Below are 22,491 nucleotides of genomic sequence, written 5' to 3' on the forward strand. Positions count from 1 at the left end.
GAGTTTGGACCGTGTCTCAGTTCCAATGTGGCCGATCACCCTCTCAGGTCGGCTACTGATCGTCGCCTTGGTAAGCCGTTACCTTACCAACTAGCTAATCAGACGCGGGTCCATCCTGTACCGCCAGAGCTTTGATAAGAAAGCCATGCGACTTTCTCATGTTATCTCGTATTAGCATACCTTTCGGTATGTTATCCGTGTGTACAGGGCAGGTTACCCACGCGTTACTCACCCGTCCGCCGCTCTTTACCGAAGTAAATCGCTCGACTTGCATGTGTTAGGCACGCCGCCAGCGTTCATCCTGAGCCAGGATCAAACTCTCAAATAAAAGTTGTTACCTGCTCAGACTATCATTATCTGAATATCTGGCTTGGTTTGTTTTCGATTCTTTTAAGAATCAGTTATATAAATTAACCTACTGTTTAATTTTCAAAGTTCTTATTTTGCCCTTTTCTTAAGGACATATATAAATATATCATCTTATAATTAAATCGTCAATACTTTTTTTATATTTTTTTATTTTAATAAAAAACTAGGTTATATCTAATAAATTACTTATTTGATATAACCTAGTTTTTACTTTTTTTCAATTTTTATTCTCATTATCACTAAAGTATTTTTGGATACCTACGTATATTGACCAAGCTATTTTTTCTTGATATTTTTCATCAGCTAATAAGTTAGCTTCTTTTTCATTAGATAAAAATCCACATTCTATTAAAACTGATGGTATTGCATTTTCTTTTAATAAATATAAGTCATCTTTAGGTTTAATTTCTCTGTTATTAGTTTTATCAACTACTCTCTTTAATTCTTCTTGTATATATTTAGATAGCTTTTTAGAGTCATCTTTTCCACCTGGATAAAATGTCTGGGCCCCATAATATTTAGAAGCACCTTTTCCACTTAATGCATTCATATGTATAGATACAAACATATCTGCATCAGATTCGTTTATTACCTTTTTTCGATTCTTTAAATTTTCATTATATTTTTGTCTAATTGTCTTGCCTTTAGCTTCTTCATACAAGCTAACATCTTCTTCTCTAGTTAATATAACAAGACCCCCACTAGATTCTAATAATTCTCTTAATTTAAGTGTAATAGATAAATTCACATCTTTTTCAGTTATACTTTTATCTTCATTCAAGGCTCCTGGATCTATCCCACCATGACCAGCATCTAGTATTATGGTTTTTTTGGTTACTGGCATATACTCCATAGACTCTTGCGATACACTTTGAATTTCAAACGAAAATACCACTACTAGTATTATAGATATAACACAAAATATTATATGTTTTATGTACTTTCTCACAATATCACCCTGTACATTTATATTAAAAAAGACTTTGGAATATTCCAAAGTCTTTGTACAAACATATAAAATAGGATATTATCTCTTTGAGAATTGTGGAGCTCTTCTTGCTGCCTTTAATCCGTATTTCTTTCTTTCCTTCATTCTAGCATCTCTAGTTAAGAATCCTTCTTTCTTTAAAGCTCCTCTTAACTCTTCATCAGCTTTTAATAAAGCTCTAGATATACCATGTCTTATAGCTCCAGCTTGTCCAGTGAATCCTCCACCTTCAACCTTTACTATAACATCGTATTTGTTTTCGTTGTTAGTTAACACTAATGGTTGCTTAACATCTCTTATTAATGTTTCATAGTTGAAGTATTCTCCAACTGGTCTTCCATTTATTACTATGTTTCCTTCACCTGCAACTAATCTAACTCTAGCAACAGAGTGCTTTCTTCTTCCTGTTCCGTAGTATTGAACGTTAGCCATGATAACTCCTCCTTTCACCCGTTAATTATTATTTAAAGTTTAAAACTTCTGGATTTTGAGCTGCATGATCATGGTTTGGTCCTGCGAATACTCTTAATCTAGTCATCATTCTGCTTCTTAATTTGTTCTTACATAACATACCACTTACTGCATGTGATACAACTTCTTCAGGCTTCTTAGCCATCATTTCTCTGTAAGTTATTTCCTTTAACCCACCTACGTATCCTGTGTGGTATCTGTACATTTTTTGATCTAATTTCTTTCCTGTTAAAACTACCTTCTCTGCGTTTACAACAACAACGAAGTCTCCTCCGTCAACGTGTGGAGTGAAAGTAACCTTGTGCTTTCCTCTTAATACTGTCGCTATTTCAGTTGCTAAACGACCTAATGTTTTTCCTTCAGCATCAACGATGTACCATTTTCTTTGTACATCAGCTGGCTTAGCTATATAACTTTTCATGTTTGTCCCTCCTTAACTTATTTTCCTATAAAAATTTTACCGTTTATGTCAAGTCCGGGGCAAGTGGACTTATTAACACACTCTAACTTATTTTAATATATGCCCCCTGGTGTGTCAAGCTAATAATCAACTTTTTTGAGAAATAATCCATGTGCTGGAGCGGTATGTCCACATTCTCCTCTATTTTTTGATTTTATTACTTCTTCAAGGTTTTTAGTTATACGACCTCTACCTATATCAACTAACGTTCCTGCTATTATTCTTACCATGTTATATAAAAATCCATTACCTTCTACTTCCATAACAATTAATCCATCTTCTTTAGTTAGTGTTATATCGTATATCGTTCTTATAGTGTCTTTAACTGAAGATCCAGAACTCATGAACCCTTTAAAATCATATTCACCAATTAGACTCTTAGCTTCTTTACACATTTTTTCGAAATCGAGATCATATTTTACATGATATGATATGTCCTTATATATAGGATTTCTATATGGACTATTGTGTATTAAATATCTATATCTCTTTTTCTTTGAACTATATCTTGAGTGAAAATCTTCATCTACCTCTATACAGTCTATTATAGATATATCTTTTGGTAACTTAGCATTTAATGCATTTGGCATTTTACTTGCAGGTATATTAGAGCTTGTTTTAAAATTGGCTACCTGACCCAAAGCATGAACTCCTGCATCAGTTCTGCCGGATCCGGTTATTTTAACTTCTTCCCTAGTTATGTCATAAATGGCTTTTTCTATTGTACCTTGTATACCTAAAGAATCAGGTTGCTTTTGCCATCCACAATAGTTTTGACCATTATACTGTATCGTAAGTTTTAAATTTCTCATAGTCTTCCTCTTTACATAAATCTAGTAGCTATAATTATAACCAAATATACAATCTGTATACCATTAGCTACATAATCTGCTTTTGTCATTATAGCTTGTTTCATTTTTGTCCTATTGTATCCACCTCTATAACATCTAGCTTCCATTGCAGCAGCAAGTTCTTCAGCTCTTCTAAATGCACTTACAAATAAAGGTACTAGTAATGGCACTAAGTTTTTAGCTCTATTTATAAGATTTTTACTTTCAAAATCTGCCCCTCTTGACATTTGAGCTTTCATTATTTTATCAGTTTCATCTAATAGAGTAGGTATAAATCTTAAAGCTATTGTCATCATCATAGCTAATTCATGTACAGGAAATCCAACCTTGTTTAATGGATTTAAAAGCCTCTCTATGCCGTCTGTTAGGTCCATAGGTGTAGTTGTTAGGGTAAGTAAAGAAGTCCCTACAACTAAGAATATAAGCCTTATAGCCATAAATATAGCTTGTTCTAAACCTTGACTTGTAATTCTTAAGAAACCAAATGACCAAATGACATCTCCTGGTAAGAAAAATACATTGATTACAAATGTAAATATTATAATCCATCTTAATGGTTTTAATCCTTTTAATATATATTTACCTGGCAATTTTGATGATTTTATAATAGCTACTAGAGCTAACAAAACAATAGCATATGGCCAGAATTTATTTATTATAAATAGAGATATCATAAAAATGAAAGTGGCTATAAGCTTAACTCTAGCATCTAGCTTGTGAATTACCGAATTTACAGGATAATACTGCCCTATAGTTATATCTTTTAACATTTCTTTTTACCTCTCATAACTCTTAATATTTCTTCCTTAGCTTCTTGTATAGTTATGATATCTTCTTTTATGTCAAATCCATTTTCTCTTAGCTTTATTGCTAACTCTAATACTTGAGGTATATCAAGACCTATTTCCTTAAGTCTTGAAGAGTTAGATTTAAACACTTCTTTAGGAGTCCCTATAAATTCTACTTTCCCTTTATTCATAACTATCAAAGTCTTTGCTAATCTAGCCATATCATCCATACTATGAGAAGATAATATTATTGTCATATTATTTTCTTTATGCAGTGTTTTTATTAAATTAAATATTTCATCCCTTCCACCTGGATCTAATCCAGCTGCAGGTTCATCTAAAATAAGTACTTCTGGTTTCATAGCTATAACTCCAGCTATTGCTACTCTTCTTTTTTGACCTCCTGATAATTCAAATGGAGATTTATCTTTAAATAATTCATAATCAAGCCCAACAGCTTCCATTGATGCTTTTACCCTACGATCAACTTCTTCAGGGTCTAAGCCTAAATTATTAGGTCCAAAAGCTATATCTTTCTCTATTGTTTCTTCAAATAATTGATATTCAGGGTATTGAAACACTACTCCTACCCTTTTTCTAACTTCTGTTAGGTTTAAGCTTGGATCTGTTATGTTAAATCCATTTATATTTATCTCTCCAGAATGAGGCTTTAATATCCCATTTAAATGCTGTATTAATGTTGATTTACCAGAACCAGTATGTCCTATTAACCCTACAAAATCTCTATCTTTAATTTCAAAACTAACATTGTCTAACGCCTTACTAGCAAAAGGCATTCCTTCGTTATATATATGAGTTAAACCTTTTATCTCTATCGACATAATTCCATCACCATCTCATCTACAGTTAATATATCTTTTTTTATATCTATACCTTCTTTATATAACATACTAGATAATTCCGTCATATAAGGAACATCTAATCCTATACCTTTTAATGTATCTATTTGACTAAATACTTCTCTTGGAGTTCCTTCTAATATTTTTTTACCTTTTTCCATAACTATAACTCTATCAGCTTCTACTGCCTCTTCCATAAAGTGAGTTATATGTAATACGGTAATATTTTCTTCTTTGTTTAACTTTTTTATAGTTTTCATTACTTCTTTTCTTCCAGATGGGTCTAACATAGCCGTTGCTTCATCAAATATTATACATTTTGGCTTCATAGCTATTATTCCTGCTATAGCTACTCTTTGTTTTTGTCCTCCTGATAATAGGTGTGGTTGTCTATCTCTTAACTCATACATACCGACACTCTTTAACGATTCTTCAACCCTATGTTTTATTTCTATAGGATCTATCCCTAGGTTTTCTGGGCCAAAAGCAACATCTTCCTCTACTATTGTAGCAACAATTTGGTTATCTGGATTTTGAAATACCATACCTGCTGTTTGCCTTATATCCCATAATTTATCTTCTTCTTTTGTATTCATTCCATCTATAAGTATATCTCCTTCAGTGGGAACCAGTATAGCATTTAAGTTCTTAGATAATGTAGACTTTCCAGAACCATTGTGACCAATTATAGCAACAAATTCACCTTCTTTTACATCTAGTGTTAATCTGTCTATTGCTTTAAAAGTGCTATCTTCTGTAATATACTCATAAGATATATTATTCACTTTTACTATATTGTTCATTTATTTACTCCTTTTCATAAGTAATTAAAGCAACTTCGTCATATATAAATAACTAATACCTTATTAGTGTTAATAAACTCTATTTTTTGAACAAAAACCATTTTGACTAGTATTATATCATAGTTCATCGCAAAAAACACAAGTACGTTTATCTTAAAATCTACTTATATCTGCCGCTAGCATACATTTTTCTTAATTTTATAATTATATGTTCAATTATATTTTATGAACTATAAATATATCTAAACAAGGATCATATTTCAAATTATACATCATAGATTTTATCTACTATTCCCCCGTAATTTTTATCCTTTGTAAGTTTGTTTTTTGCACCTAACTTTATCTGAATATAAAAATATAGCCTTTATAAACTATAGAATCTATCATAGTTTATAAAGGCTATAAAACAAACCTACAGTGGATTAAAGATATTATTTTTGTACAAATTTATATTTAAAAAAGGATTAAGCTATAAGCTTAATCCTTCACAAGAATTATACTAATTCTATAAATGCCATTTCAGCAGCGTCCCCTCTTCTTGGACCCTTCTTTATTATTCTTGTGTATCCACCGTTTCTCTCAGCATATTTTGGAGCTATTTCAGTGAATAAGTTGTTTACTACAGTTTCATCTATAACATAAGCTAAAACTTGTCTTCTAGCATGAAGATCTCCTCTTTTAGCAAGAGTTATCATCTTTTCTGCCATTCTTCTAGTTTCCTTAGCTCTAGTAACAGTAGTTTCTATTCTTCCATTTCTTAGTAAATCAGTTACTAAGTTTCTTAACATAAGGTTTCTGTGAGCTGTCTCACGTCCTAATTTACGGTAAGTAGCCATGATATCCCTCCTTCACTAACTATTCTTCGCTTGGTTTTAGACCTAATCCAAGTTCTTCTAACTTTTGGATTACTTCTTCTAAAGATTTTTTCCCTAGATTTCTAACCTTCATCATATCGTCCTCAGACTTATTAGCTAATTCTTCAACTGTGTTTATTCCCGCTCTCTTTAAACAGTTGTAAGATCTAACTGATAAATCTAATTCTTCTATAGTCATTTCAAGAACTTTTTCTTTTTGGTCTTCTTCTTTTTCTACCATTATCTCAACATTGCTTACATGCTCTGTTAAGTCTATGAATAGATTTAAATGTTCAACTAAAACTTTAGCTGCAAGAGATATTCCCTCTTGAGGGTTTATGCTTCCATTAGTCCAAACTTCTAGTGTTAATTTGTCATAGTCTGACTTTTGACCTACTCTTGTATTTTCAACATGGTAGCTCACTTTTTCAATAGGAGTATAGATTGAATCTACAGGTAAAACTCCTATAGGCATATGCTCTGTCTTGTTTTCTTCAGCAGAAACATAACCTCTACCTTTATCTATCATTATTTCCATATTTAACTTAGCATTGTCATCTAATGTTGCTATTTTTAAATCTTTGCTTAATACTTCAACATCAGAAGGACATATTATATCAGCACCAGTTATAGTACATGGACCCTCAGCCTCTATTTTAAGAGTTCTGCTTCCTTCACCATCTATAGTAGCTGAAAGTTCTTTTAATGCTAATATTATTTCAGTAACATCTTCTTTAACACCAGCAACAGTTGAGAATTCATGAAGAACTCCATCTATTTTTATAGCATTAACTGCTACACCTGGTAAAGATGATAATAATATTCTTCTTAAAGCATTACCTACAGTTATGCCATAGCCTCTTTCAAGAGGCTCTATGACAAACTTTCCATATCTATAATCTTCGCTAAGCTCTATTATATCTACTTTTGGTTTTTCTATTTCTATCATGGACAAAACCCTCCTTTAAATTTATTAATCCACTGAGGGTAAACAAAATCTCAAAAATAAATTTTAAAATATATTTATTACTTAGAGTAAAGCTCTATTATTAAGTGCTCTGCTATTTCAAGATCTATATCTTCTCTTGATGGGTTAGCAACAACTTTAGCGCTCATTTCGTCTAAGTTAGTTTCTAACCACTTAGGAGCTATTCTTGTATTGTTTTCTACTAAAGCTTTGAATTTAGCAGATGATTTTGATCTTTCTTTAACTGTTATAACGTCACCTGGCTTAACTGTTATAGAAGCTATATCAGCCTTGTGTCCGTTTAATAAGAAGTGACCGTGTCCTACTAATTGTCTAGCTTCTTTTCTAGATGAAGCTAATCCCATTCTGTAAACAACATTGTCTAATCTTCTTTCTAATAAGCTTAATAAGTTTTCCCCTGTTATACCAGCCATTTTTTCAGCACGCTCGTATAGGTTTCTGAATTGAGTTTCTAAAACTCCGTATATTCTCTTAACTTTTTGCTTTTCTCTTAATTGTAATCCATAGTTAGAAACTTTCTTTCTTCCTTGTCCATGTTGTCCTGGAGCATAGTTTCTCTTAACTATAGCACATTTATCAGTATAACATCTGTCACCTTTAAGGAATAATTTCATTCCTTCTCTACGACATTGTCTGCATGATGCACCTGTGTATCTTGCCATGTCTTTACACCTCCTAATTTACTTGTTTATATAATTACACTCTTCTTCTCTTTGGTGGTCTACATCCATTGTGAGGGATTGGAGTAACGTCCTTTATCATAGTTACTTCTAATCCAGTAGCTTGTAATGCTCTTATAGCAGCTTCTCTTCCTGAACCTGGCCCCTTTACGAATACTTCAACAGTTTTTAAACCGTGTTCCATTGCAGCTTTAGCAGCAGTTTCAGCAGCCATTTGAGATGCGAAAGGAGTCGCTTTTCTTGATCCTTTGAATCCTAATTGTCCTGAAGATGCAGCTGATATAGCGTTCCCATGAACATCAGTTAAAGTTATTATTGTATTGTTGAAAGTAGATTGTATATGAGCTTGCCCACGTTCTATATTTTTACGCTCTTTTCTTCTTACACGTGTAACTTTCTTTTGCTTAGCCATTGTTTTCCCTCCTATCTAGTTTTTATTTATTACTTCTTCTTCTTACGAGATACAGTTTTTCTAGGACCTTTTCTAGTTCTAGCGTTAGTCTTAGTTCTTTGTCCTCTTAGTGGAAGACCTTTAGCATGTCTCATACCTCTGTAACATTTTATATCTCTTAATCTCTTTATATTTAAAGCGATTTCTCTTCTTAAGTCACCTTCAACTAAGAAATCATTATCTATTATCTTTCTTAATTCGTTAACTTGCTCTTCTGATAAGTCTTTTATTCTTACGTTAGGATCTATGTCAGCTTTAGCTAATATTTCGTTAGCAGTTGCCTTACCTATACCGTATATATAAGTTAAGCCTATTTCCGCTCTTTTTTCTCTAGGTAAATCTACCCCAGCTATTCTTGCCATTAGTTCGCACCTCCTACACTTAATTTTTTCGATTCTAAACTTGTGTTAATTCATGTTAAATCCGAAACAGATTTCAACGATTTTAAAGTTTAATTGCTAATATCACAATTAAATATTATACTACAAAATTTTACAAATTACTAGTATAATTTATTATCCTTGCTTTTGCTTGTGCTTTGGATTTTCACAGATAACCATTACTTTACCTTTTCTTTTTATAACCTTGCACTTTTCGCATATTGGTTTTACTGATGGTCTTACTTTCATTGTTAATCCCTCCTTAGACTAATATTAAAATAGTCTACTTCTTACGCCAAGTGATTCTTCCTCTTGTAAGGTCATATGGAGAAAGCTCAACATTCACCTTATCACCTTCAAGGATTCTTATGAAGTTCATTCTTAGCTTTCCAGATAAGTGACATAATACTTCATGTCCATTTTCTAATTTTACTTTAAACATAGCATTAGGTAAGTTTTCTGTAACTGTACCTTCTAGTTCTATAACATCTTTTTTGGCCATTAACTAACCAAACCTCCATTTCAATAAGTTAAATCCTTTGATCTAACTTAGTAAGTTGAGCTCTTAAAAAAGCATCTGTATTATTCTGCTTAGATATAATCATTTGTTTTGCTTCTTCGCTAATAAAGTCATATATCTTTAAGTGCTTAACTTTTTTTAGCTTAGGCTTACCAAGTTTTCTTGTCTTACCATCAGATATTAAAACATATTCATGGTCAACTACTTCTACTATAAAAAATAGTCTTCCTTGTTCTCTACCTGATAAAGCTTTTACAACTTGACCTATACTTAGCTTATTTAATAGCATTTATTCACCTACTTTATGATTAAAGTGCTGATAATATCAGCGGCTCATCTTCAGTGATTGCTATTGTATGCTCATAATGAGCTGATTTTTTGCCATCTATTGTGACAATTGTCCAGTCATCTGCTAATGTTTTAACGTGATATTTACCAGCGTTAACCATTGGCTCTACAGCTAAGACCATTCCTTCTAAAAGTCTTGGACCTTTACCTGCTGGACCATAGTTAGGTATTTGAGGATCTTCATGAAGTTCAGTTCCAACTCCATGACCAACTAAATCTCTAACTACTGAAAAACCATGTTTTTCAACGTGTGCTTGTACTGCGTGTGAGATATCAGATAATCTATATCCTAGTTTAGCAAATTTTAAACCTTCATAGAAGCTTTCTTTTGTTACTTCTATTAATTTCCTATCTTCTTCAGATATTATTCCTACCCCATGAGTTTTCGCAGAGTCTGAATGATATCCTTTATAATAGGCACCTACATCTAAACTTATAATGTCGCCTTCTTTTAAAATTCTGTTAGCATTTGGTATACCATGAACTACCTCTTCATTTATAGAAGCACATATAGATCCTGGGAAACCTCCATAACCTTTAAAAGATGGAATTGCATTATATTTTCTTATATTCTCTTCAGCTATTTTATCTAACTCTAGTGTAGATATTCCCGGAATAACAGCTGATTTCAATATCTCATGAGTTTCAGCGACAATTTTGCCCGCCTCTCTCATAAGTTCTATTTCTTTTTTAGATTTTAATGTAATCATTATTTTTCACTTCCTAAAGCGTTTACTATATCTTCAAATACCTTATCTATAGATTGTTGCCCATCTATGTTAGCTATTATACCTTGTTTGCTATAATAGTCAACTAATGGTCTAGTTTCATCTAAGTAAACTTGTATTCTCTTTGATACAGTTTCTTCTGTGTCATCTGCTCTTTGGTATAATTCACCTTGGCATACATCACATACTCCTTCAACTTTAGGAGGATTAAACTTAACATGATACGTAGCACCGCAAGATTTACATATTCTTCTTCCTACAGCTCTACCAACTAATATTTCCTTATCAACTTCGATATTAACTACCTTGTCTAAAGCTATATTAGTTTTATTTAAGAACGTATCTAAATGTTGAGCTTGAGCAACATTTCTTGGGAATCCATCTAACATAAATCCATTCTTACAGTCATCTTGAGATACTCTGTCTGTAACTAAACCTACAGTTAACTCATCTGGAACTAATAATCCTTGATCTATATATTCTTTAGCTTTCTTTCCAAGCTCTGTTCCTTCTTTTATGTTCTTTCTGAATATATCACCTGTTGATATATGAGGTATATTGTATTTTTCAACAATACCTGCTGCCTGAGTACCTTTACCAGCACCAGGAGGTCCAAGTAATATTATTCTCATACTATCATCTCCAATTTATTTTAAGAAACCTTGGTATGTTCTCATAACCAGATTTGATTCTAACTGTCTCTTAAGTTCTAATGCAACACCAACAACTATTAGTAAAGATGTACCTACTAGTGTTATTTGAAGTTTCATAAAGAACATTATTATAGCAGATACCATAACGATACAAGCTAAGAATAAAGCTCCAGCTAGAGTGAGTCTTGATAATATTCTATTTAAATAATCTATTGTAGGTTGTCCTGGTCTAATACCTGGTATAAACCCACCGTTATTTTTCATATTATTTGCTATATCTTCTGTATTAAATGATACAGTAGTATAGAAATAAGAGAAGAATACTATCAGCAGAACTTCAAGCGCTCTATAAATCCAAACTCCTGGAGATTGTACTGGATTTAAATATGTTTGCACAAAAGCTTGAGCATCTGCACCCATAAACATTGCTAAAGTTTGAGGGAATGCTAAAAGTGAACTAGCGAAAATTACTGGTATAACTCCCGATTGATTAACTTTCATAGGTATATGAGAACTTTGTCCTCCATACATCTTTCTTCCAACAACTCTTTTTGCATATTGTACTGGGATTTTTCTTGTGGCTTCTTGTATATATGTGACTGCAGTTATTGTTAAAAGTATTACTACTGCTAACAGAGCTACTGCCCATATAGCTATTTTGCCACTTTTTACTAAGTTTACAGTTGATATAACATCTACTGGTATTCTTGAGATAATACCTATAAATATTATAATAGAACTTCCATTACCTAATCCTTTTTCAGTAATTTTGTCCCCTATCCACATTAGAAGCATACTTGCTGATACTAATGTCAATATAACTGTTATAATAAAGAATGCATTATCACTTTTTAAAGCTCCTCTTACAATACCTAGCGTTATCGCTATAGCTTGAACAAAAGCTAATGCTAATGCAATGTACTTAGTATATTTATTAATCTTTTTCTTTCCTTCTTCACCAGACTTTTGAAGTTCTTCCAAACTTTCAAAACCTACAGTTAGAAGTTGTATTATGATAGATGCTGTGATATATGGTCCTACACCTAATGCAAATAGTGTAAAGTTACTAAATGCACCTCCAGTGAACAGATTATATAGGGAAAGAAGACCATTTGAGTCAACCATTCCCTTTATAATACTTGTATCAACTCCAGGAACAGGTATAGCTGCACCTATCCTAAATACTACAATCATCATCAAAGTATATAATATTTTTCTTCTTACATCTTTAAGCTTCCAAGCTTGTTTTAAGTTTGACAGCACGATATCACCCCGCCTATTCGGCTAAGAGCAGCAGATTAGATTAAACTAATTCTGCCTTTCCTCCAGCTTTTTCTATTTTTTCTTGAGCTGAAGCAGTAAACTTAGCAGCCTTAACTGTTAACGCCTTTTCTAAGTTTCCTTCACCTAAGATCTTTATGCCGTCTTTTTCTATTTTGCTTATAACTCTAGCAGCCTTTAAAACTTCAGCAGTTATTTCAGTTCCGTTTTCGAATCTGTTTAAAGCAGCTACATTAACTTCTGTATAAACTTTCTTGAATATGTTGTTGAATCCTCTCTTAGGAAGTCTTCTAGCAAGTGGCATTTGTCCACCTTCGAATCCAACTCTAACTCCACCACCTGAACGAGACCATTGTCCTTTTTGTCCACGTCCTGCAGTCTTACCTTGTCCAGTAGCAGTACCTCTACCTAATCTTTTCTTAGCTCTTACTGCACCTTCAGCAGGTTTTAACTCATGTAACTTCATGGATTGCACCTCCTTATTCGTCTTATCTATTTATTACTCAGCTATTTCAGTTACTTCTACTAAGTGACTAACCTTAGCTATCATCCCTCTTATTTGGGCATTATCTTCTTTAACAACTACTTGTTCTCTTTTTCTTAATCCTAACGCTTCTACGTTTTTCTTTTGGTTAGGAGTAGTTCCTATTATACTTCTAACTAATTTTATTTGTAATTTAGCCATTTCTTACTACCTCCTTACCCTAGAAGGTCCTCAACTTTTTTACCTCTTAATTTAGCTATATCTTCAGCTCTCTTAAGAGATTTAAGTCCTTCTATTGTAGCATTTACCATGTTTCTTGGGTTGTTAGTTCCTAAAGATTTAGCTCTAACATCTGTTAAACCAGCTAACTCAAGTACGGCTCTAGCAGGTCCCCCAGCTATAACTCCTGTACCTTGCTTAGCAGGCATTACTAATATTTTACCAGCACCGAAGTGTCCGTGAACTTCGTGAGGTATAGTTGTACCAACTATAGGTACATTTATAAGATTCTTCTTAGCATCTTCTACTGCTTTCTTTATAGCATCTGGTACTTCCATCGCTTTACCAGTACCTATACCAACGTGTCCGTTTTCATCTCCAACTACTACTAACGCTGCAAATCTGAAGTTTCTACCACCTTTTACAACTTTAGTAACACGTCTAACTTCAACAACTTTTTCTTTTAAGTCAAGTTGTCTGGCATCTATAATCTTACGACGCATGTGCATTTCCCTCCTTTGTTTCTCTTATTAGAACTTAAGTCCAGCTTCTCTAGCAGCTTCTGCTAATACTTGAACTCTTCCGTGATATAAGTATCCACCTCTGTCGAATACAACTTCAGTGATTCCTTTTTCTACAGCTTTCTTAGCCACTAATTCTCCGACCATTTTAGCTGCTTCTTTATTTCCTGTATGACTAACAGCTCCTTTAACGTCTGCGTCTAATGAAGATGCAGATACTAAAGTAACTCTGTTTGTATCATCTATTATTTGAGCGTATATGTTATTAGAACTTCTGAATACACATAATCTTGGTCTTTGAGTAGTTCCAGTTATTTTTCTACGAACTCTCTTATGTCTTTGAAGTCTGTTTGCATTTTTATCAGCTTTCTTTATCACCAGGCTCACTCCTTTCTAGCGTTTAAGTTTGGTATTTATTACTTCTTACCAGTTTTACCTTCTTTACGTCTTACTACTTCACCAGCGTATCTTATACCTTTACCTTTGTATGGCTCTGGCTTTCTCCAGTCTCTTATCTTAGCAGCGTAGTTTCCTACTAATTGCTTATCTATACCTTTAACTGTTAACTCAGTTTGGTTTGGAACTTCAACTGTTATTCCTTCTGGATCTTCCATTTCTACCGGATGAGAGAATCCTAAACTCATAACTAATTTCTTTCCTTGCTTTTGAGCTCTGTATCCAACACCTACTAATTCTAATTTCTTTTCGAAACCGTTAGTAACACCTACTACCATGTTATCTATTAAAGTTCTAGTTAACCCGTGTAGTGCTCTGTGTTGCTTGTTGTTAGTTGGTCTTTCAACAGTTATAGTATTTTCCTCTTGCTTTATAGTTAAAGCAGCATCAAATTGCTTGCTTAATGTACCTTTTGGTCCTTTTACAGTAACTAAGTTTCCTTCAGCTATAGTAACTTCAACACCTGCTGGTACAGTTATTGGTTTAACACCTATTCTTGACATAATCGCACCTCCTTACATCTTTCGTCTATATTACCAAACGTAGCAGATTACTTCTCCACCAACATTTTCTTTTCTAGCTTGCTTATCAGTTAATATTCCTTTAGAAGTAGATATTACTGATATTCCTAAACCGTTTAATACTCTTGGTATTTCGTGCTTAGAAGCGTAAACTCTCATACCAGGCTTAGATATTCTCTTTAATCCTGATATAACTCTTTCTCCTGTTTGTCCGTACTTTAATTGTATTCTTATTATTCCTTGCTTTCCATCTTCTATTACATCGTATCCTCTAACGAATCCTTCTTCTAATAGTATTCTAGCTAATTCTTTCTTTATATTAGAAGCTGGAACATCAACAGTCTCATGTTTAACTACGTTAGCATTTCTTATACGAGTAAGCATATCTGCTATTGGATCTGTCATTGTCATATTGAAACCCTCCTTCCATTTATATCAAAGTTTTACCAACTTGCTTTTCTAACACCAGGTATTTGACCCTTGTAAGCTAATTCTCTAAAGCATATACGGCATATTCCGAACTTTCTAAGTACTGAATGTGGTCTACCGCATATAGTACATCTAGTGTATTCTCTAGTAGCGTACTTTTGTTTTCTTTGTTGTTTTACAACCATCGCTTTTCTAGCCACTGGAATCCCTCCTTCTTTTCTTAGCTTAGAAAATTGCCTTTTCTAAGCTTACTTAGAAAATGGCATTCCTAATAATTTTAATAATTCACGTGCTTCTTCGTCAGTTTTCGCAGTAGTAACAAATATTATATCCATTCCTCTTACTTTGTCTACCTTATCGTATTCTATTTCAGGGAATATTAATTGTTCTTTAACACCTAAAGCGTAGTTACCTCTACCATCGAATGCGTTAGCGTTAACTCCTCTGAAGTCTCTAACTCTTGGTAAAGATACAGATACTAACTTGTCCATGAAGTAGTACATTTTGTCAGCTCTTAATGTAACTTTTGCACCTATTGGCATCCCTTCTCTTAATTTGAAGTTCGCAACAGATTTTCTTGCTCTAGTTATAACTGGCTTTTGACCAGATATCATTTCCATTTCTTCTACTGCTTTTTCTAATCCTTTTGGATTTTCTCTAGCATCTCCTATACCCATGTTGATAACTATTTTCTCTAACTTAGGTATTTCCATAACATTCTTATATCCGAATTTCTCCATTAAAGCAGGAGCAACTTCTTTCATGTATTTTTCTTGTAATCTAGAAGCCATTTAAGGTCCCTCCTTTCAAGCTAAATTATATTTCTTTTCCGCTCTTTACTGATACTCTTACTTTTTTTCCATCCTTCATTTCAAATCTAACTCTTGTACCTTTTCCTGTTTCAGGATCTACTGGCATTACGTTAGATATGTGTATTGAAGCTTCTTTGTTTACTATTCCACCTTGTGGGTTTATAGCAGTTGGTTTTTGGTGCTTAGTTATTACGTTTACACCTTCAACTAATACTCTGTTAGCCTTAGGGAATACTTTAGTAACTGTACCTTTTTTACCCTTATCTTTACCTGCTATAACTACAACAGTGTCACCTTTTTTAACACGCATCATGTCCTATTGCACCTCCTTATTATAGTACTTCTGGAGCAAGAGAAACTATTTTCATAAAGTCATTATCTCTTAACTCTCTAGCAACAGGCCCGAATATACGAGTTCCTACTGGAGTTTTATCGTCTTTTATTATAACTGCAGCATTTTCGTCGAAAGATATATAACTTCCGTCTTTACGTCTCACGCCTTGCTTAGTTCTTACTATAACAGCTTTAACAACTTTACCTTTTTTTACAACTCCACCAGGTGTTGCACTTTTAACAGTAGCAACTATTACGTCGCCTATGTTACCATATCTTCTTTTACTTCCGCCTAGTACACGTATGCATAGTATTTCTTTAGCACCAGAGTTATCCGCAACTCTTAAACGTGTTTCTTGTTGTATCATATCGTAATCCCTCCTTTACCAATAAACTACTTAACTTTTTCAACAACTTCAACTAATCTGAATCTCTTATCCTTTGATAAAGGTCTAGTTTCCATTATTTTAACTTTATCTCCGATTCTACAAACATTTTGTTCATCGTGAGCTTTGAATTTTTTAGTTCTCTTAACTGGCTTGTTGTATAATGGGTGACGTACGAAGTCTTCAACAGCAACAACTATTGTTTTGTCCATTTTGTCACTTACAACACGGCCTATTCTAACTTTTCTTCTTCCTCTTTCCATGGTTAAAAAGCCTCCTTTCCAAATTAAGCTCTAGTTTCGTTTAACTTTCTTTCAGCAAGTATAGTTTTAACTCTAGCTATATCTTTCTTAACGAATTTTATTCTTGCTGTGTTTTCTAATTGACCAGTAGCTAATTGGAATCTTAAGCTAAATAATTCACTTTTGAAGTCATTTAATCTATTCATTAGCTCTTCGCTTGTTAAATCTCTTAATTCTTTAGCTTTCATCCTATTCACCACCTTTTACTTCTAAATCTTCACGCTTTACAAACTTACATTTTACAGGAAGTTTGTGCATAGCAAGTCTCATTGCTTCTCTAGCTTTTTCTTCAGAAACACCTGCTAATTCGAACATAACTCTTCCTGGCTTAACAACTGCTACCCAGTATTCTGGTGAACCTTTACCGGCACCCATACGAGTTTCAGCAGGTTTTCTTGTTACTGGTTTATGTGGGAATATTTTTATCCAAACTTTTCCCCCTCTTTTTATAGATCTAGTCATAGCGATTCTGGCAGCTTCTATTTGGTTAGAAGTTATCCAAGAAGCTTCTAAAGCAACTAGTCCGAACTCACCGTAAGTAACTTTGTTACCCTTGTGAGCTTTTCCAGCCATACTTCCTCTATGAACTCTACGACGCTTTACTCTTTTTGGCATTAACATGAGTATTTCCTCCTTCCTCGAACCTTTTTAATATTAGTTATCTTTCTTTTCAGTTCTTTGAGGTCTTGATCCTTGAGGTCTTTGTCCTTGAGGTCTTTGTCCTCTGTTGTTTCCTCTATCATTCCCTCTTCTATCGTTTCTTCTGTTATCTCTTCTATCGTTTCTCTTGTTGTTTCTTCTGTTGTCTCTTCTATCTTCTCTTGGGTTTACACCGTTTCTAGTTGGAAGAACTTCTCCGTTACATATCCAAACTTTTATACCAGTTTTCCCGTAAGTAGTGTTAGCTTCAGCGAAACCGTAATCTATATCAGCTCTTAATGTTTGAAGAGGTACATTTCCTTCACTGTATCCTTCAGTTCTAGCCATTTCAGCTCCACCTAATCTTCCTGAAGCAGAAACTTTTATACCTTTAACTCCAGACTTCATAGCTCTTTGTATAGCTTGTTTCATAGCTCTTCTGAAAGCAACCCTTCTTTCTATAGCTAATGCTATATTTTCTGCCACTAATTGAGCATCTTTATCTGGGTTTCTAACTTCAACTATGTTAACTATAACAGTCTTCTTAGTCATTTTTTCTAATTCAGCTTTTAAAGCTTCTATACCAGCACCAGCTTTTCCTATAACTACACCTGGCTTAGCAACGTGTAAGTCTATCTTAACCTTGTTTGCTGATCTTTCTATTTCTATCTTCGCAACTCCTGAAGAATATAATCTATTCTTTAAGAATTTACGTATATTATGGTCTTCTAATAATAAATTTCCGAACTCTTTTTTATCTGCGAACCATCTTGAGTCCCAATCTTTTATAACACCGACTCTTAGTCCGTGTGGATTAACCTTTTGACCCATTACTTTCCCTCCTATCTATTTATTATTTTCTTTCCTTAAGAACAACCTCTATGTGAGAAGTTCTTTTTCTTATCATTGTTGCACGTCCCATAGCTCTAGGCATGAATCTCTTCATTGTTGGTCCTTGGTTTGCAACTATTGATGCAACGTATAAATTTTCAACGTTCATCTCATGGTTATTTTCAGCGTTTGCCTTAGCAGACTTAACAACCTTAGCTATTATATCAGCTGCTCCTCTTGGAGTGAACTTTAATATTGCTAACGCTTCGTCTACATTTTTTCCTCTAACAAGGCTGCAGATTTGTCCTGCTTTTCTTGGTGATACACGTACATATTTAGCAGTAGCTTTTGCTTCCATTTGCTATTCCTCCTTCCTTAGCGAAAAATTAATTATTTTCTCTTATTAGATTTTTCGTCGTCCTTGTGTCCTTTGAAAGTTCTTGTAGGAACGAATTCTCCTAACTTGTGTCCAACCATGTCTTCTGTTATAAATACAGGTACATGTCTTCTTCCATCATGAACAGCTATAGTATGTTCTACCATTTGAGGGAATATAGTTGAACTTCTTGACCAAGTTTTTATAACTTCTTTATTTCCACTAGCGTTCATAGCCTCTATTTTCTTTAAAAGTCTCGCATGTACGAAAGGTCCTTTTTTAGTTGATCTTGACATTTAAACTCCTCCTTTCCGAGCAAAAGTAAATCTATTACTTAGTTCTTCTTGATACTATTAACTTATCAGAAGCTTTGTTTTTCTTTCTAGTTTTGTATCCAAGAGCTGGTTTACCCCATGGAGTAACTGGTGAAGGTCTACCTATTGAAGTTCTACCTTCCCCACCACCGTGTGGATGGTCACAAGGGTTCATTACAGAACCTCTAACTGTAGGTCTTATACCCATATGTCTCTTTCTACCTGCTTTACCTATAACAACGTTACCGTGTTCTATGTTACCAACTTGTCCTATAGTAGCTTTACACTCTATAGAAACGAATCTCATTTCTCCTGATGGTAATCTTAATAAAGCTTTCTTTCCTTCTTTAGCCATTAATTGAGCAGAAACTCCAGCAGATCTTACTAATTGAGCTCCTTTTCCTGGCTTTAATTCTATGTTGTGTATTACAGTACCTACTGGCATGTCCTTTAATGCTAATGCATTTCCTGGCTTTATGTCAGCTGTTGGTCCTGATAATAATGTATCTCCAACATTTATTCCAACAGGTGCTAATATATATCTCTTTTCACCATCTGCATAGTGTAATAAAGCTATGTTAGCTGTTCTGTTTGGATCGTATTCAACAGTAGCAACCTTTGCAGGTACTCCGTCTTTATTTCTTTTGAAATCTATTATTCTATATTTTCTTCTGTTTCCTCCACCTCTGTGACGAACAGTTATTTTACCGTGAGCATTTCTACCAGAGTTCTTCTTTAATGAAACTAAAAGAGATTTTTCTGGTTCATTGCAAGTTATCTCATCAGAAACTAAAACTGTCATTTGTCTTAAGGCAGGAGAAGTTGGTTTAAACTTTTTTATAGCCATCTGTTTTCCCTCCTTCGTTTACTAGGGTTAAATTACATACCTTGGAAGAATTCTATTTCTTTGCTATCAGCAGCTAATTTAACTACTGCTTTCTTGAAGCTTGCAGTTCTTCCTTCGTATCTACCCATTCTCTTAACTTTTCCATCGTAGTTTAATGTGTTAACTTTTTCAACATTAACTCCGAATATAGCTTCTACAGCTTTCTTTATTTCAGTTTTGTTTGCACTCTTAGCAACAACAAAAGTGTATTTCTTTCCAACCATCTCAGTCATACTTTGTTCAGTAACAACTGGCTTTATTATTATATCATGTGGATTAGTCATTATGCGTACACCTCCTCCACTTTTTTAACAGCGTCTGTAGTTATTATGAATGAATCATACTTTAATATATCGTAAACATTTATAGTGTTAACTGTAGCAGTTGCAACACCTTCTATGTTTCTAGCTGATCTTATTACGTTTTCGTTGTTTTCAGCAGTTACTACTAAAGCTTTCTTAGCAGCGTTTATGTTCTTTAATATAGCAGCGAATTCTTTAGTCTTAGGAGCTTCCATTGTTAAAGCATCTAATACTATCATTTCACCATTTTGAACTTTTGAAGATAAAGCAGATTTCATAGCTAATCTTCTAACTTTCTTAGGTAAAGTATATCTGTAATCTCTTGGCTTAGGTGCAAAAGCAACTCCTCCGCCAACCCATTGTACAGCTCTTATAGAACCTTGTCTAGCTCTACCTGTTCCTTTTTGTTTCCAAGGTTTTCTTCCGCCACCTCTAACTTCTGCTCTAGTTTTAGCAGATTGAGTACCTTGTCTCTTGTTTGCTAATTGATTTTTAACAACTTCATATAAAACGTGTTCGTTAACTTCTACGTTGAATATAGCATCAGCTAATTCTATTTCCCCAACGTTTTGTCCAGTTATATTTAATACATTTAATTTTGGCATTGTGCTTCCTCCTTTCTTAGGTTAGTTATTATTTAGAAGCTTTAACAGCTTCCTTTATAGTTACTACTGAACCTTTAGCTCCTGGTATAGCACCCTTAACTAATATAAGGTTCTTATCAGCATCTACTTTAACAACTTCTAAGTTTTGTATAGTAACTTTAACGCTACCCATGTGTCCAGCTAATTTTTTGTTTTTGAAAACTCTACCTGGGAAAGAACATGCTCCCATTGAACCTGGTCTTCTGTGGTATCTAGAACCGTGAGATTCAGGACCTCTAGATTGTCCATGTCTCTTTATAGGACCTTGGAATCCCTTACCTTTACTTGTTCCAGTTACATCTATTTTTTCACCTGCAGCGAATAAATCAGCCTTTATTTCTTGTCCAACTGAGTATTCTTCTGTAGATTCTACTCTGAATTCTTTTAAGTGTTTCTTTAATACATTAGCAGCAGCTAAATGACCTTTTTGAGGCTTGTTTAAAGATTTTTCTTTAGCATCTTCAAAACCAACTTGAACTGCGTTGTATCCATCTTTTTCAGTTGTTTTAACTTGAGTTACAACTACTGGTCCTGCCTCAACCACTGTTACTGGTACTACTATACCTTCTTCAGTGAATATTTGAGTCATTCCAACTTTTCTTCCTAATATTCCTTTCATATTAGCACCTCCTATAATCTTACAGCGGATTATACTATTGTATAATCATTCTAAGATAGTTACCTTATAGGATAAGTATCTTAGGTTGCTATTATAACTTTATTTCTATATCAACACCAGCTGGTAAGTCTAATCTCATTAATGAGTCAACTGTCTTAGGTGTTGGGTTAGCTATGTCTATTAATCTCTTGTGAGTTCTTATTTCGAATTGCTCTCTAGAGTCTTTGTACTTATGAACAGCTCTTAATATAGTTACTACTTGCTTTTCTGTTGGTAGTGGCACAGGTCCTGAAACTTGTGATCCAGCTTTCTTAGCAGTTTCAACTATTTTAGCAGCTGAAAAATCTAATAATTTGTGATCATATGACTTTAATCTTATTCTTATTTGTTCATTTTTAGCCATTGTATTTTCCCTCCTTTATCGCACGTTATCTTTTAGTTACGCACGACTTATGCCGATACACACTTCCGGGTGTGTTGTGTTTTTTCACTCGACAGTCGGTCGCCCTTAACTAAGATTTAGTTTATATTTTCGTATCTCTCAAGCACACTATTATATTTTAAATCATTTTTTACTATTTTTCAAGTTTTTTTTATAATTTTACAAAGTTTATTTTTTTATGTAAAACTTAGGAACAAACTCGATTTGTGTCCTTTTCCAAGGCACTCATTTAGTATATAAAATTTTGTCTCCATTGTCAAATAAATATAACTAGCATTTTATCACTTTATTTCATTTTTATTACTTATATCAAAAAAGAGGGAGCAAGCTCCCCCTTTATATATAGATTAATCACTTAAGAAAAGATTACTCTATTATAGAAGCAACAACACCTGATGCTACTGTTCTTCCACCTTCTCTTATTGCGAATCTTAATCCTTCTTCTATTGCTATTGAGTTTATTAACTCTATAGTCATTTGTATGTTATCTCCAGGCATAACC

The 22,491-nt window shown here is 33.6% G+C and carries 39 protein-coding genes, 1 rRNA gene and 1 pseudogene; all 41 read right to left on the reverse strand.

The window, feature by feature from the left end; all coding sequences use genetic code 11:
* Nucleotides 1-328, reverse strand: a 16S ribosomal RNA gene (locus tag I2H23_RS12495); the annotation flags it as partial.
* Nucleotides 329-586: 258 nt separating this feature from the next.
* Nucleotides 587-1,318 carry an N-acetylmuramoyl-L-alanine amidase CwlD gene (gene cwlD / locus I2H23_RS12500; protein WP_240276230.1) on the reverse strand — a complete coding sequence of 244 codons (732 nt, stop codon included), beginning with the start codon at nucleotides 1,316-1,318 and terminating at the stop codon, nucleotides 587-589.
* Between the two features lie 78 nt (nucleotides 1,319-1,396).
* Entirely contained in the window at nucleotides 1,397-1,789 is a 393-nt protein-coding gene (gene rpsI / locus I2H23_RS12505) for a 30S ribosomal protein S9 (protein ID WP_092921856.1), read from the reverse strand.
* 28 nt (nucleotides 1,790-1,817) lie between these two features.
* Entirely contained in the window at nucleotides 1,818-2,249 is a 432-nt protein-coding gene (rplM, locus tag I2H23_RS12510) for a 50S ribosomal protein L13 (RefSeq protein ID WP_092921854.1), read from the reverse strand.
* A 119-nt stretch (nucleotides 2,250-2,368) separates the two neighbouring features.
* Nucleotides 2,369-3,100 (reverse strand): tRNA pseudouridine(38-40) synthase TruA, encoded by a 732-nt coding sequence (gene truA / locus I2H23_RS12515; RefSeq protein WP_166506195.1) that lies wholly within the window; start codon nucleotides 3,098-3,100, stop codon nucleotides 2,369-2,371.
* Between the two features lie 11 nt (nucleotides 3,101-3,111).
* The gene (locus I2H23_RS12520) at nucleotides 3,112-3,909 is read right to left on the reverse strand and encodes an energy-coupling factor transporter transmembrane component T family protein (protein WP_166506194.1); all 798 of its coding nucleotides are present in this window, start codon (nucleotides 3,907-3,909) and stop codon (nucleotides 3,112-3,114) included.
* Nucleotides 3,903-4,769 carry an energy-coupling factor transporter ATPase gene (locus I2H23_RS12525; RefSeq protein WP_166506193.1) on the reverse strand — a complete coding sequence of 289 codons (867 nt, stop codon included), beginning with the start codon at nucleotides 4,767-4,769 and terminating at the stop codon, nucleotides 3,903-3,905. Before I2H23_RS12525 ends, I2H23_RS12520 begins: the two co-directional genes overlap by 7 nt.
* Complete coding sequence (locus tag I2H23_RS12530; protein ID WP_092921846.1) at nucleotides 4,760-5,590, reverse strand: energy-coupling factor transporter ATPase; 831 nt, start codon at nucleotides 5,588-5,590, stop codon at nucleotides 4,760-4,762. Before I2H23_RS12530 ends, I2H23_RS12525 begins: the two co-directional genes overlap by 10 nt.
* Nucleotides 5,591-6,084: 494 nt before the next feature.
* A complete protein-coding gene (rplQ, locus tag I2H23_RS12535; RefSeq protein WP_092921844.1) occupies nucleotides 6,085-6,426 on the reverse strand; it encodes a 50S ribosomal protein L17 in 342 nt (113 codons plus the stop codon).
* 19 nt (nucleotides 6,427-6,445) lie between these two features.
* Nucleotides 6,446-7,393, reverse strand: a complete 948-nt coding sequence (locus I2H23_RS12540) for a DNA-directed RNA polymerase subunit alpha (RefSeq protein ID WP_092921842.1) — start codon at nucleotides 7,391-7,393, stop codon at nucleotides 6,446-6,448.
* Nucleotides 7,394-7,470: 77 nt separating this feature from the next.
* Nucleotides 7,471-8,094 (reverse strand): 30S ribosomal protein S4, encoded by a 624-nt coding sequence (rpsD, locus tag I2H23_RS12545; RefSeq protein ID WP_166506192.1) that lies wholly within the window; start codon nucleotides 8,092-8,094, stop codon nucleotides 7,471-7,473.
* Nucleotides 8,095-8,128: 34 nt separating this feature from the next.
* Nucleotides 8,129-8,524, reverse strand: coding sequence for a 30S ribosomal protein S11 (rpsK, locus tag I2H23_RS12550; protein ID WP_092921838.1), 396 nt, complete (start codon nucleotides 8,522-8,524; stop codon nucleotides 8,129-8,131).
* Nucleotides 8,525-8,553: 29 nt separating this feature from the next.
* The gene (gene rpsM / locus I2H23_RS12555) at nucleotides 8,554-8,925 is read right to left on the reverse strand and encodes a 30S ribosomal protein S13 (protein ID WP_092921836.1); all 372 of its coding nucleotides are present in this window, start codon (nucleotides 8,923-8,925) and stop codon (nucleotides 8,554-8,556) included.
* A 153-nt stretch (nucleotides 8,926-9,078) separates the two neighbouring features.
* The gene (rpmJ, locus tag I2H23_RS12560) at nucleotides 9,079-9,192 is read right to left on the reverse strand and encodes a 50S ribosomal protein L36 (protein ID WP_002509257.1); all 114 of its coding nucleotides are present in this window, start codon (nucleotides 9,190-9,192) and stop codon (nucleotides 9,079-9,081) included.
* Nucleotides 9,193-9,226: 34 nt separating this feature from the next.
* On the reverse strand, nucleotides 9,227-9,445 hold the full coding sequence (gene infA / locus I2H23_RS12565; protein WP_092727842.1) for a translation initiation factor IF-1: 219 nt from the start codon (nucleotides 9,443-9,445) through the stop codon (nucleotides 9,227-9,229).
* 28 nt (nucleotides 9,446-9,473) lie between these two features.
* Nucleotides 9,474-9,752: a KOW domain-containing RNA-binding protein gene (locus tag I2H23_RS12570; RefSeq protein WP_092921834.1), complete on the reverse strand. Its 279-nt coding sequence runs from the start codon at nucleotides 9,750-9,752 to the stop codon at nucleotides 9,474-9,476.
* A 19-nt stretch (nucleotides 9,753-9,771) separates the two neighbouring features.
* The gene (gene map / locus I2H23_RS12575) at nucleotides 9,772-10,521 is read right to left on the reverse strand and encodes a type I methionyl aminopeptidase (RefSeq protein WP_092921832.1); all 750 of its coding nucleotides are present in this window, start codon (nucleotides 10,519-10,521) and stop codon (nucleotides 9,772-9,774) included.
* Nucleotides 10,521-11,171 carry an adenylate kinase gene (locus I2H23_RS12580; RefSeq protein WP_166506191.1) on the reverse strand — a complete coding sequence of 217 codons (651 nt, stop codon included), beginning with the start codon at nucleotides 11,169-11,171 and terminating at the stop codon, nucleotides 10,521-10,523. Before I2H23_RS12580 ends, map begins: the two co-directional genes overlap by 1 nt.
* A 15-nt stretch (nucleotides 11,172-11,186) precedes the next feature.
* Nucleotides 11,187-12,455: a preprotein translocase subunit SecY gene (gene secY, locus I2H23_RS12585; protein WP_092921828.1), complete on the reverse strand. Its 1,269-nt coding sequence runs from the start codon at nucleotides 12,453-12,455 to the stop codon at nucleotides 11,187-11,189.
* A gap of 40 nt (nucleotides 12,456-12,495) precedes the next feature.
* Nucleotides 12,496-12,939, reverse strand: coding sequence for a 50S ribosomal protein L15 (gene rplO, locus I2H23_RS12590; protein ID WP_092921826.1), 444 nt, complete (start codon nucleotides 12,937-12,939; stop codon nucleotides 12,496-12,498).
* A 33-nt stretch (nucleotides 12,940-12,972) separates the two neighbouring features.
* Nucleotides 12,973-13,158, reverse strand: coding sequence for a 50S ribosomal protein L30 (gene rpmD / locus I2H23_RS12595; protein WP_092921824.1), 186 nt, complete (start codon nucleotides 13,156-13,158; stop codon nucleotides 12,973-12,975).
* Nucleotides 13,159-13,172: 14 nt separating this feature from the next.
* Nucleotides 13,173-13,679, reverse strand: coding sequence for a 30S ribosomal protein S5 (rpsE, locus tag I2H23_RS12600; RefSeq protein WP_092921822.1), 507 nt, complete (start codon nucleotides 13,677-13,679; stop codon nucleotides 13,173-13,175).
* 27 nt (nucleotides 13,680-13,706) lie between these two features.
* Nucleotides 13,707-14,075, reverse strand: coding sequence for a 50S ribosomal protein L18 (gene rplR, locus I2H23_RS12605; RefSeq protein WP_092921820.1), 369 nt, complete (start codon nucleotides 14,073-14,075; stop codon nucleotides 13,707-13,709).
* A gap of 38 nt (nucleotides 14,076-14,113) precedes the next feature.
* A complete protein-coding gene (rplF, locus tag I2H23_RS12610) occupies nucleotides 14,114-14,656 on the reverse strand; it encodes a 50S ribosomal protein L6 (protein WP_092921818.1) in 543 nt (180 codons plus the stop codon).
* Nucleotides 14,657-14,686: 30 nt separating this feature from the next.
* Nucleotides 14,687-15,085, reverse strand: a complete 399-nt coding sequence (rpsH, locus tag I2H23_RS12615) for a 30S ribosomal protein S8 (RefSeq protein WP_092921816.1) — start codon at nucleotides 15,083-15,085, stop codon at nucleotides 14,687-14,689.
* 32 nt (nucleotides 15,086-15,117) lie between these two features.
* Nucleotides 15,118-15,303: a type Z 30S ribosomal protein S14 gene (locus I2H23_RS12620; RefSeq protein WP_071119031.1), complete on the reverse strand. Its 186-nt coding sequence runs from the start codon at nucleotides 15,301-15,303 to the stop codon at nucleotides 15,118-15,120.
* 48 nt (nucleotides 15,304-15,351) lie between these two features.
* A complete protein-coding gene (rplE, locus tag I2H23_RS12625; RefSeq protein WP_092921814.1) occupies nucleotides 15,352-15,894 on the reverse strand; it encodes a 50S ribosomal protein L5 in 543 nt (180 codons plus the stop codon).
* 25 nt (nucleotides 15,895-15,919) lie between these two features.
* On the reverse strand, nucleotides 15,920-16,225 hold the full coding sequence (gene rplX / locus I2H23_RS12630; RefSeq protein WP_092921868.1) for a 50S ribosomal protein L24: 306 nt from the start codon (nucleotides 16,223-16,225) through the stop codon (nucleotides 15,920-15,922).
* Nucleotides 16,226-16,247: 22 nt separating this feature from the next.
* Nucleotides 16,248-16,616, reverse strand: coding sequence for a 50S ribosomal protein L14 (gene rplN, locus I2H23_RS12635; protein ID WP_092921812.1), 369 nt, complete (start codon nucleotides 16,614-16,616; stop codon nucleotides 16,248-16,250).
* A 26-nt stretch (nucleotides 16,617-16,642) separates the two neighbouring features.
* Nucleotides 16,643-16,897 (reverse strand): 30S ribosomal protein S17, encoded by a 255-nt coding sequence (gene rpsQ, locus I2H23_RS12640; RefSeq protein WP_092921810.1) that lies wholly within the window; start codon nucleotides 16,895-16,897, stop codon nucleotides 16,643-16,645.
* A 23-nt stretch (nucleotides 16,898-16,920) separates the two neighbouring features.
* Nucleotides 16,921-17,124: a 50S ribosomal protein L29 gene (gene rpmC, locus I2H23_RS12645; RefSeq protein WP_092921808.1), complete on the reverse strand. Its 204-nt coding sequence runs from the start codon at nucleotides 17,122-17,124 to the stop codon at nucleotides 16,921-16,923.
* Between the two features lies 1 nt (nucleotide 17,125).
* Nucleotides 17,126-17,557, reverse strand: coding sequence for a 50S ribosomal protein L16 (rplP, locus tag I2H23_RS12650; protein WP_092921806.1), 432 nt, complete (start codon nucleotides 17,555-17,557; stop codon nucleotides 17,126-17,128).
* Nucleotides 17,558-17,590: 33 nt separating this feature from the next.
* Nucleotides 17,591-18,406 (reverse strand): 30S ribosomal protein S3, encoded by an 816-nt coding sequence (rpsC, locus tag I2H23_RS12655; protein WP_092921804.1) that lies wholly within the window; start codon nucleotides 18,404-18,406, stop codon nucleotides 17,591-17,593.
* Between the two features lie 22 nt (nucleotides 18,407-18,428).
* Nucleotides 18,429-18,764 carry a 50S ribosomal protein L22 gene (rplV, locus tag I2H23_RS12660; RefSeq protein ID WP_092921802.1) on the reverse strand — a complete coding sequence of 112 codons (336 nt, stop codon included), beginning with the start codon at nucleotides 18,762-18,764 and terminating at the stop codon, nucleotides 18,429-18,431.
* Nucleotides 18,765-18,796: 32 nt separating this feature from the next.
* Nucleotides 18,797-19,078: a 30S ribosomal protein S19 gene (rpsS, locus tag I2H23_RS12665; RefSeq protein ID WP_092921800.1), complete on the reverse strand. Its 282-nt coding sequence runs from the start codon at nucleotides 19,076-19,078 to the stop codon at nucleotides 18,797-18,799.
* A gap of 34 nt (nucleotides 19,079-19,112) precedes the next feature.
* Entirely contained in the window at nucleotides 19,113-19,943 is an 831-nt protein-coding gene (gene rplB, locus I2H23_RS12670; protein WP_092921798.1) for a 50S ribosomal protein L2, read from the reverse strand.
* A gap of 32 nt (nucleotides 19,944-19,975) precedes the next feature.
* Nucleotides 19,976-20,266 carry a 50S ribosomal protein L23 gene (gene rplW / locus I2H23_RS12675; protein WP_092921796.1) on the reverse strand — a complete coding sequence of 97 codons (291 nt, stop codon included), beginning with the start codon at nucleotides 20,264-20,266 and terminating at the stop codon, nucleotides 19,976-19,978.
* A complete protein-coding gene (gene rplD, locus I2H23_RS12680; protein WP_092921794.1) occupies nucleotides 20,266-20,889 on the reverse strand; it encodes a 50S ribosomal protein L4 in 624 nt (207 codons plus the stop codon). The genes rplW and rplD overlap by 1 nt, the downstream gene beginning before the upstream one ends.
* Before the next feature lie 28 nt (nucleotides 20,890-20,917).
* Nucleotides 20,918-21,547 (reverse strand): 50S ribosomal protein L3, encoded by a 630-nt coding sequence (rplC, locus tag I2H23_RS12685; protein WP_092921792.1) that lies wholly within the window; start codon nucleotides 21,545-21,547, stop codon nucleotides 20,918-20,920.
* Between the two features lie 91 nt (nucleotides 21,548-21,638).
* Complete coding sequence (rpsJ, locus tag I2H23_RS12690; protein ID WP_092921790.1) at nucleotides 21,639-21,950, reverse strand: 30S ribosomal protein S10; 312 nt, start codon at nucleotides 21,948-21,950, stop codon at nucleotides 21,639-21,641.
* Between the two features lie 405 nt (nucleotides 21,951-22,355).
* Nucleotides 22,356-22,491 (reverse strand): annotated as a pseudogene (tuf, locus tag I2H23_RS12695) (elongation factor Tu); the annotation flags it as partial.

The sequence above is a fragment of the Romboutsia sp. BSD2780061687b_171204_C1 genome, assembly GCF_015560225.1.
GTDB classification, from domain to species: Bacteria; Bacillota; Clostridia; order Peptostreptococcales; family Peptostreptococcaceae; genus Romboutsia_C; species Romboutsia_C hominis.

What these genes read in the sequence shown, in the direction of transcription:
- rpsI (WP_092921856.1), bottom strand. Translation starts at nt 1,789, where the DNA reads ATGGCTAACGTTCAATACTACGGAACAGGAAGAAGAAAGCACTCTGTT.
- rplM (WP_092921854.1), bottom strand. Translation starts at nt 2,249, where the DNA reads ATGAAAAGTTATATAGCTAAGCCAGCTGATGTACAAAGAAAATGGTAC.
- truA (WP_166506195.1), bottom strand. Translation starts at nt 3,100, where the DNA reads ATGAGAAATTTAAAACTTACGATACAGTATAATGGTCAAAACTATTGT.
- I2H23_RS12520 (WP_166506194.1), bottom strand. Translation starts at nt 3,909, where the DNA reads ATGTTAAAAGATATAACTATAGGGCAGTATTATCCTGTAAATTCGGTA.
- I2H23_RS12525 (WP_166506193.1), bottom strand. Translation starts at nt 4,769, where the DNA reads ATGTCGATAGAGATAAAAGGTTTAACTCATATATATAACGAAGGAATG.
- I2H23_RS12530 (WP_092921846.1), bottom strand. Translation starts at nt 5,590, where the DNA reads ATGAACAATATAGTAAAAGTGAATAATATATCTTATGAGTATATTACA.
- rplQ (WP_092921844.1), bottom strand. Translation starts at nt 6,426, where the DNA reads ATGGCTACTTACCGTAAATTAGGACGTGAGACAGCTCACAGAAACCTT.
- I2H23_RS12540 (WP_092921842.1), bottom strand. Translation starts at nt 7,393, where the DNA reads ATGATAGAAATAGAAAAACCAAAAGTAGATATAATAGAGCTTAGCGAA.
- rpsD (WP_166506192.1), bottom strand. Translation starts at nt 8,094, where the DNA reads ATGGCAAGATACACAGGTGCATCATGCAGACAATGTCGTAGAGAAGGA.
- rpsK (WP_092921838.1), bottom strand. Translation starts at nt 8,524, where the DNA reads ATGGCTAAGCAAAAGAAAGTTACACGTGTAAGAAGAAAAGAGCGTAAA.
- rpsM (WP_092921836.1), bottom strand. Translation starts at nt 8,925, where the DNA reads ATGGCAAGAATAGCTGGGGTAGATTTACCTAGAGAAAAAAGAGCGGAA.
- rpmJ (WP_002509257.1), bottom strand. Translation starts at nt 9,192, where the DNA reads ATGAAAGTAAGACCATCAGTAAAACCAATATGCGAAAAGTGCAAGGTT.
- infA (WP_092727842.1), bottom strand. Translation starts at nt 9,445, where the DNA reads ATGGCCAAAAAAGATGTTATAGAACTAGAAGGTACAGTTACAGAAAAC.
- I2H23_RS12570 (WP_092921834.1), bottom strand. Translation starts at nt 9,752, where the DNA reads ATGCTATTAAATAAGCTAAGTATAGGTCAAGTTGTAAAAGCTTTATCA.
- map (WP_092921832.1), bottom strand. Translation starts at nt 10,521, where the DNA reads ATGATTACATTAAAATCTAAAAAAGAAATAGAACTTATGAGAGAGGCG.
- I2H23_RS12580 (WP_166506191.1), bottom strand. Translation starts at nt 11,171, where the DNA reads ATGAGAATAATATTACTTGGACCTCCTGGTGCTGGTAAAGGTACTCAG.
- rplO (WP_092921826.1), bottom strand. Translation starts at nt 12,939, where the DNA reads ATGAAGTTACATGAGTTAAAACCTGCTGAAGGTGCAGTAAGAGCTAAG.
- rpmD (WP_092921824.1), bottom strand. Translation starts at nt 13,158, where the DNA reads ATGGCTAAATTACAAATAAAATTAGTTAGAAGTATAATAGGAACTACT.
- rpsE (WP_092921822.1), bottom strand. Translation starts at nt 13,679, where the DNA reads ATGCGTCGTAAGATTATAGATGCCAGACAACTTGACTTAAAAGAAAAA.
- rplF (WP_092921818.1), bottom strand. Translation starts at nt 14,656, where the DNA reads ATGTCAAGAATAGGTGTTAAACCAATAACTGTACCAGCAGGTGTTGAA.
- rpsH (WP_092921816.1), bottom strand. Translation starts at nt 15,085, where the DNA reads ATGACAATGACAGATCCAATAGCAGATATGCTTACTCGTATAAGAAAT.
- rplE (WP_092921814.1), bottom strand. Translation starts at nt 15,894, where the DNA reads ATGGCTTCTAGATTACAAGAAAAATACATGAAAGAAGTTGCTCCTGCT.
- rplX (WP_092921868.1), bottom strand. Translation starts at nt 16,225, where the DNA reads ATGCGTGTTAAAAAAGGTGACACTGTTGTAGTTATAGCAGGTAAAGAT.
- rplN (WP_092921812.1), bottom strand. Translation starts at nt 16,616, where the DNA reads ATGATACAACAAGAAACACGTTTAAGAGTTGCGGATAACTCTGGTGCT.
- rpsQ (WP_092921810.1), bottom strand. Translation starts at nt 16,897, where the DNA reads ATGGAAAGAGGAAGAAGAAAAGTTAGAATAGGCCGTGTTGTAAGTGAC.
- rpmC (WP_092921808.1), bottom strand. Translation starts at nt 17,124, where the DNA reads ATGAAAGCTAAAGAATTAAGAGATTTAACAAGCGAAGAGCTAATGAAT.
- rplP (WP_092921806.1), bottom strand. Translation starts at nt 17,557, where the DNA reads ATGTTAATGCCAAAAAGAGTAAAGCGTCGTAGAGTTCATAGAGGAAGT.
- rpsC (WP_092921804.1), bottom strand. Translation starts at nt 18,406, where the DNA reads ATGGGTCAAAAGGTTAATCCACACGGACTAAGAGTCGGTGTTATAAAA.
- rplV (WP_092921802.1), bottom strand. Translation starts at nt 18,764, where the DNA reads ATGGAAGCAAAAGCTACTGCTAAATATGTACGTGTATCACCAAGAAAA.
- rpsS (WP_092921800.1), bottom strand. Translation starts at nt 19,078, where the DNA reads ATGTCAAGATCAACTAAAAAAGGACCTTTCGTACATGCGAGACTTTTA.
- rplB (WP_092921798.1), bottom strand. Translation starts at nt 19,943, where the DNA reads ATGGCTATAAAAAAGTTTAAACCAACTTCTCCTGCCTTAAGACAAATG.
- rplW (WP_092921796.1), bottom strand. Translation starts at nt 20,266, where the DNA reads ATGACTAATCCACATGATATAATAATAAAGCCAGTTGTTACTGAACAA.
- rplD (WP_092921794.1), bottom strand. Translation starts at nt 20,889, where the DNA reads ATGCCAAAATTAAATGTATTAAATATAACTGGACAAAACGTTGGGGAA.
- rplC (WP_092921792.1), bottom strand. Translation starts at nt 21,547, where the DNA reads ATGAAAGGAATATTAGGAAGAAAAGTTGGAATGACTCAAATATTCACT.
- rpsJ (WP_092921790.1), bottom strand. Translation starts at nt 21,950, where the DNA reads ATGGCTAAAAATGAACAAATAAGAATAAGATTAAAGTCATATGATCAC.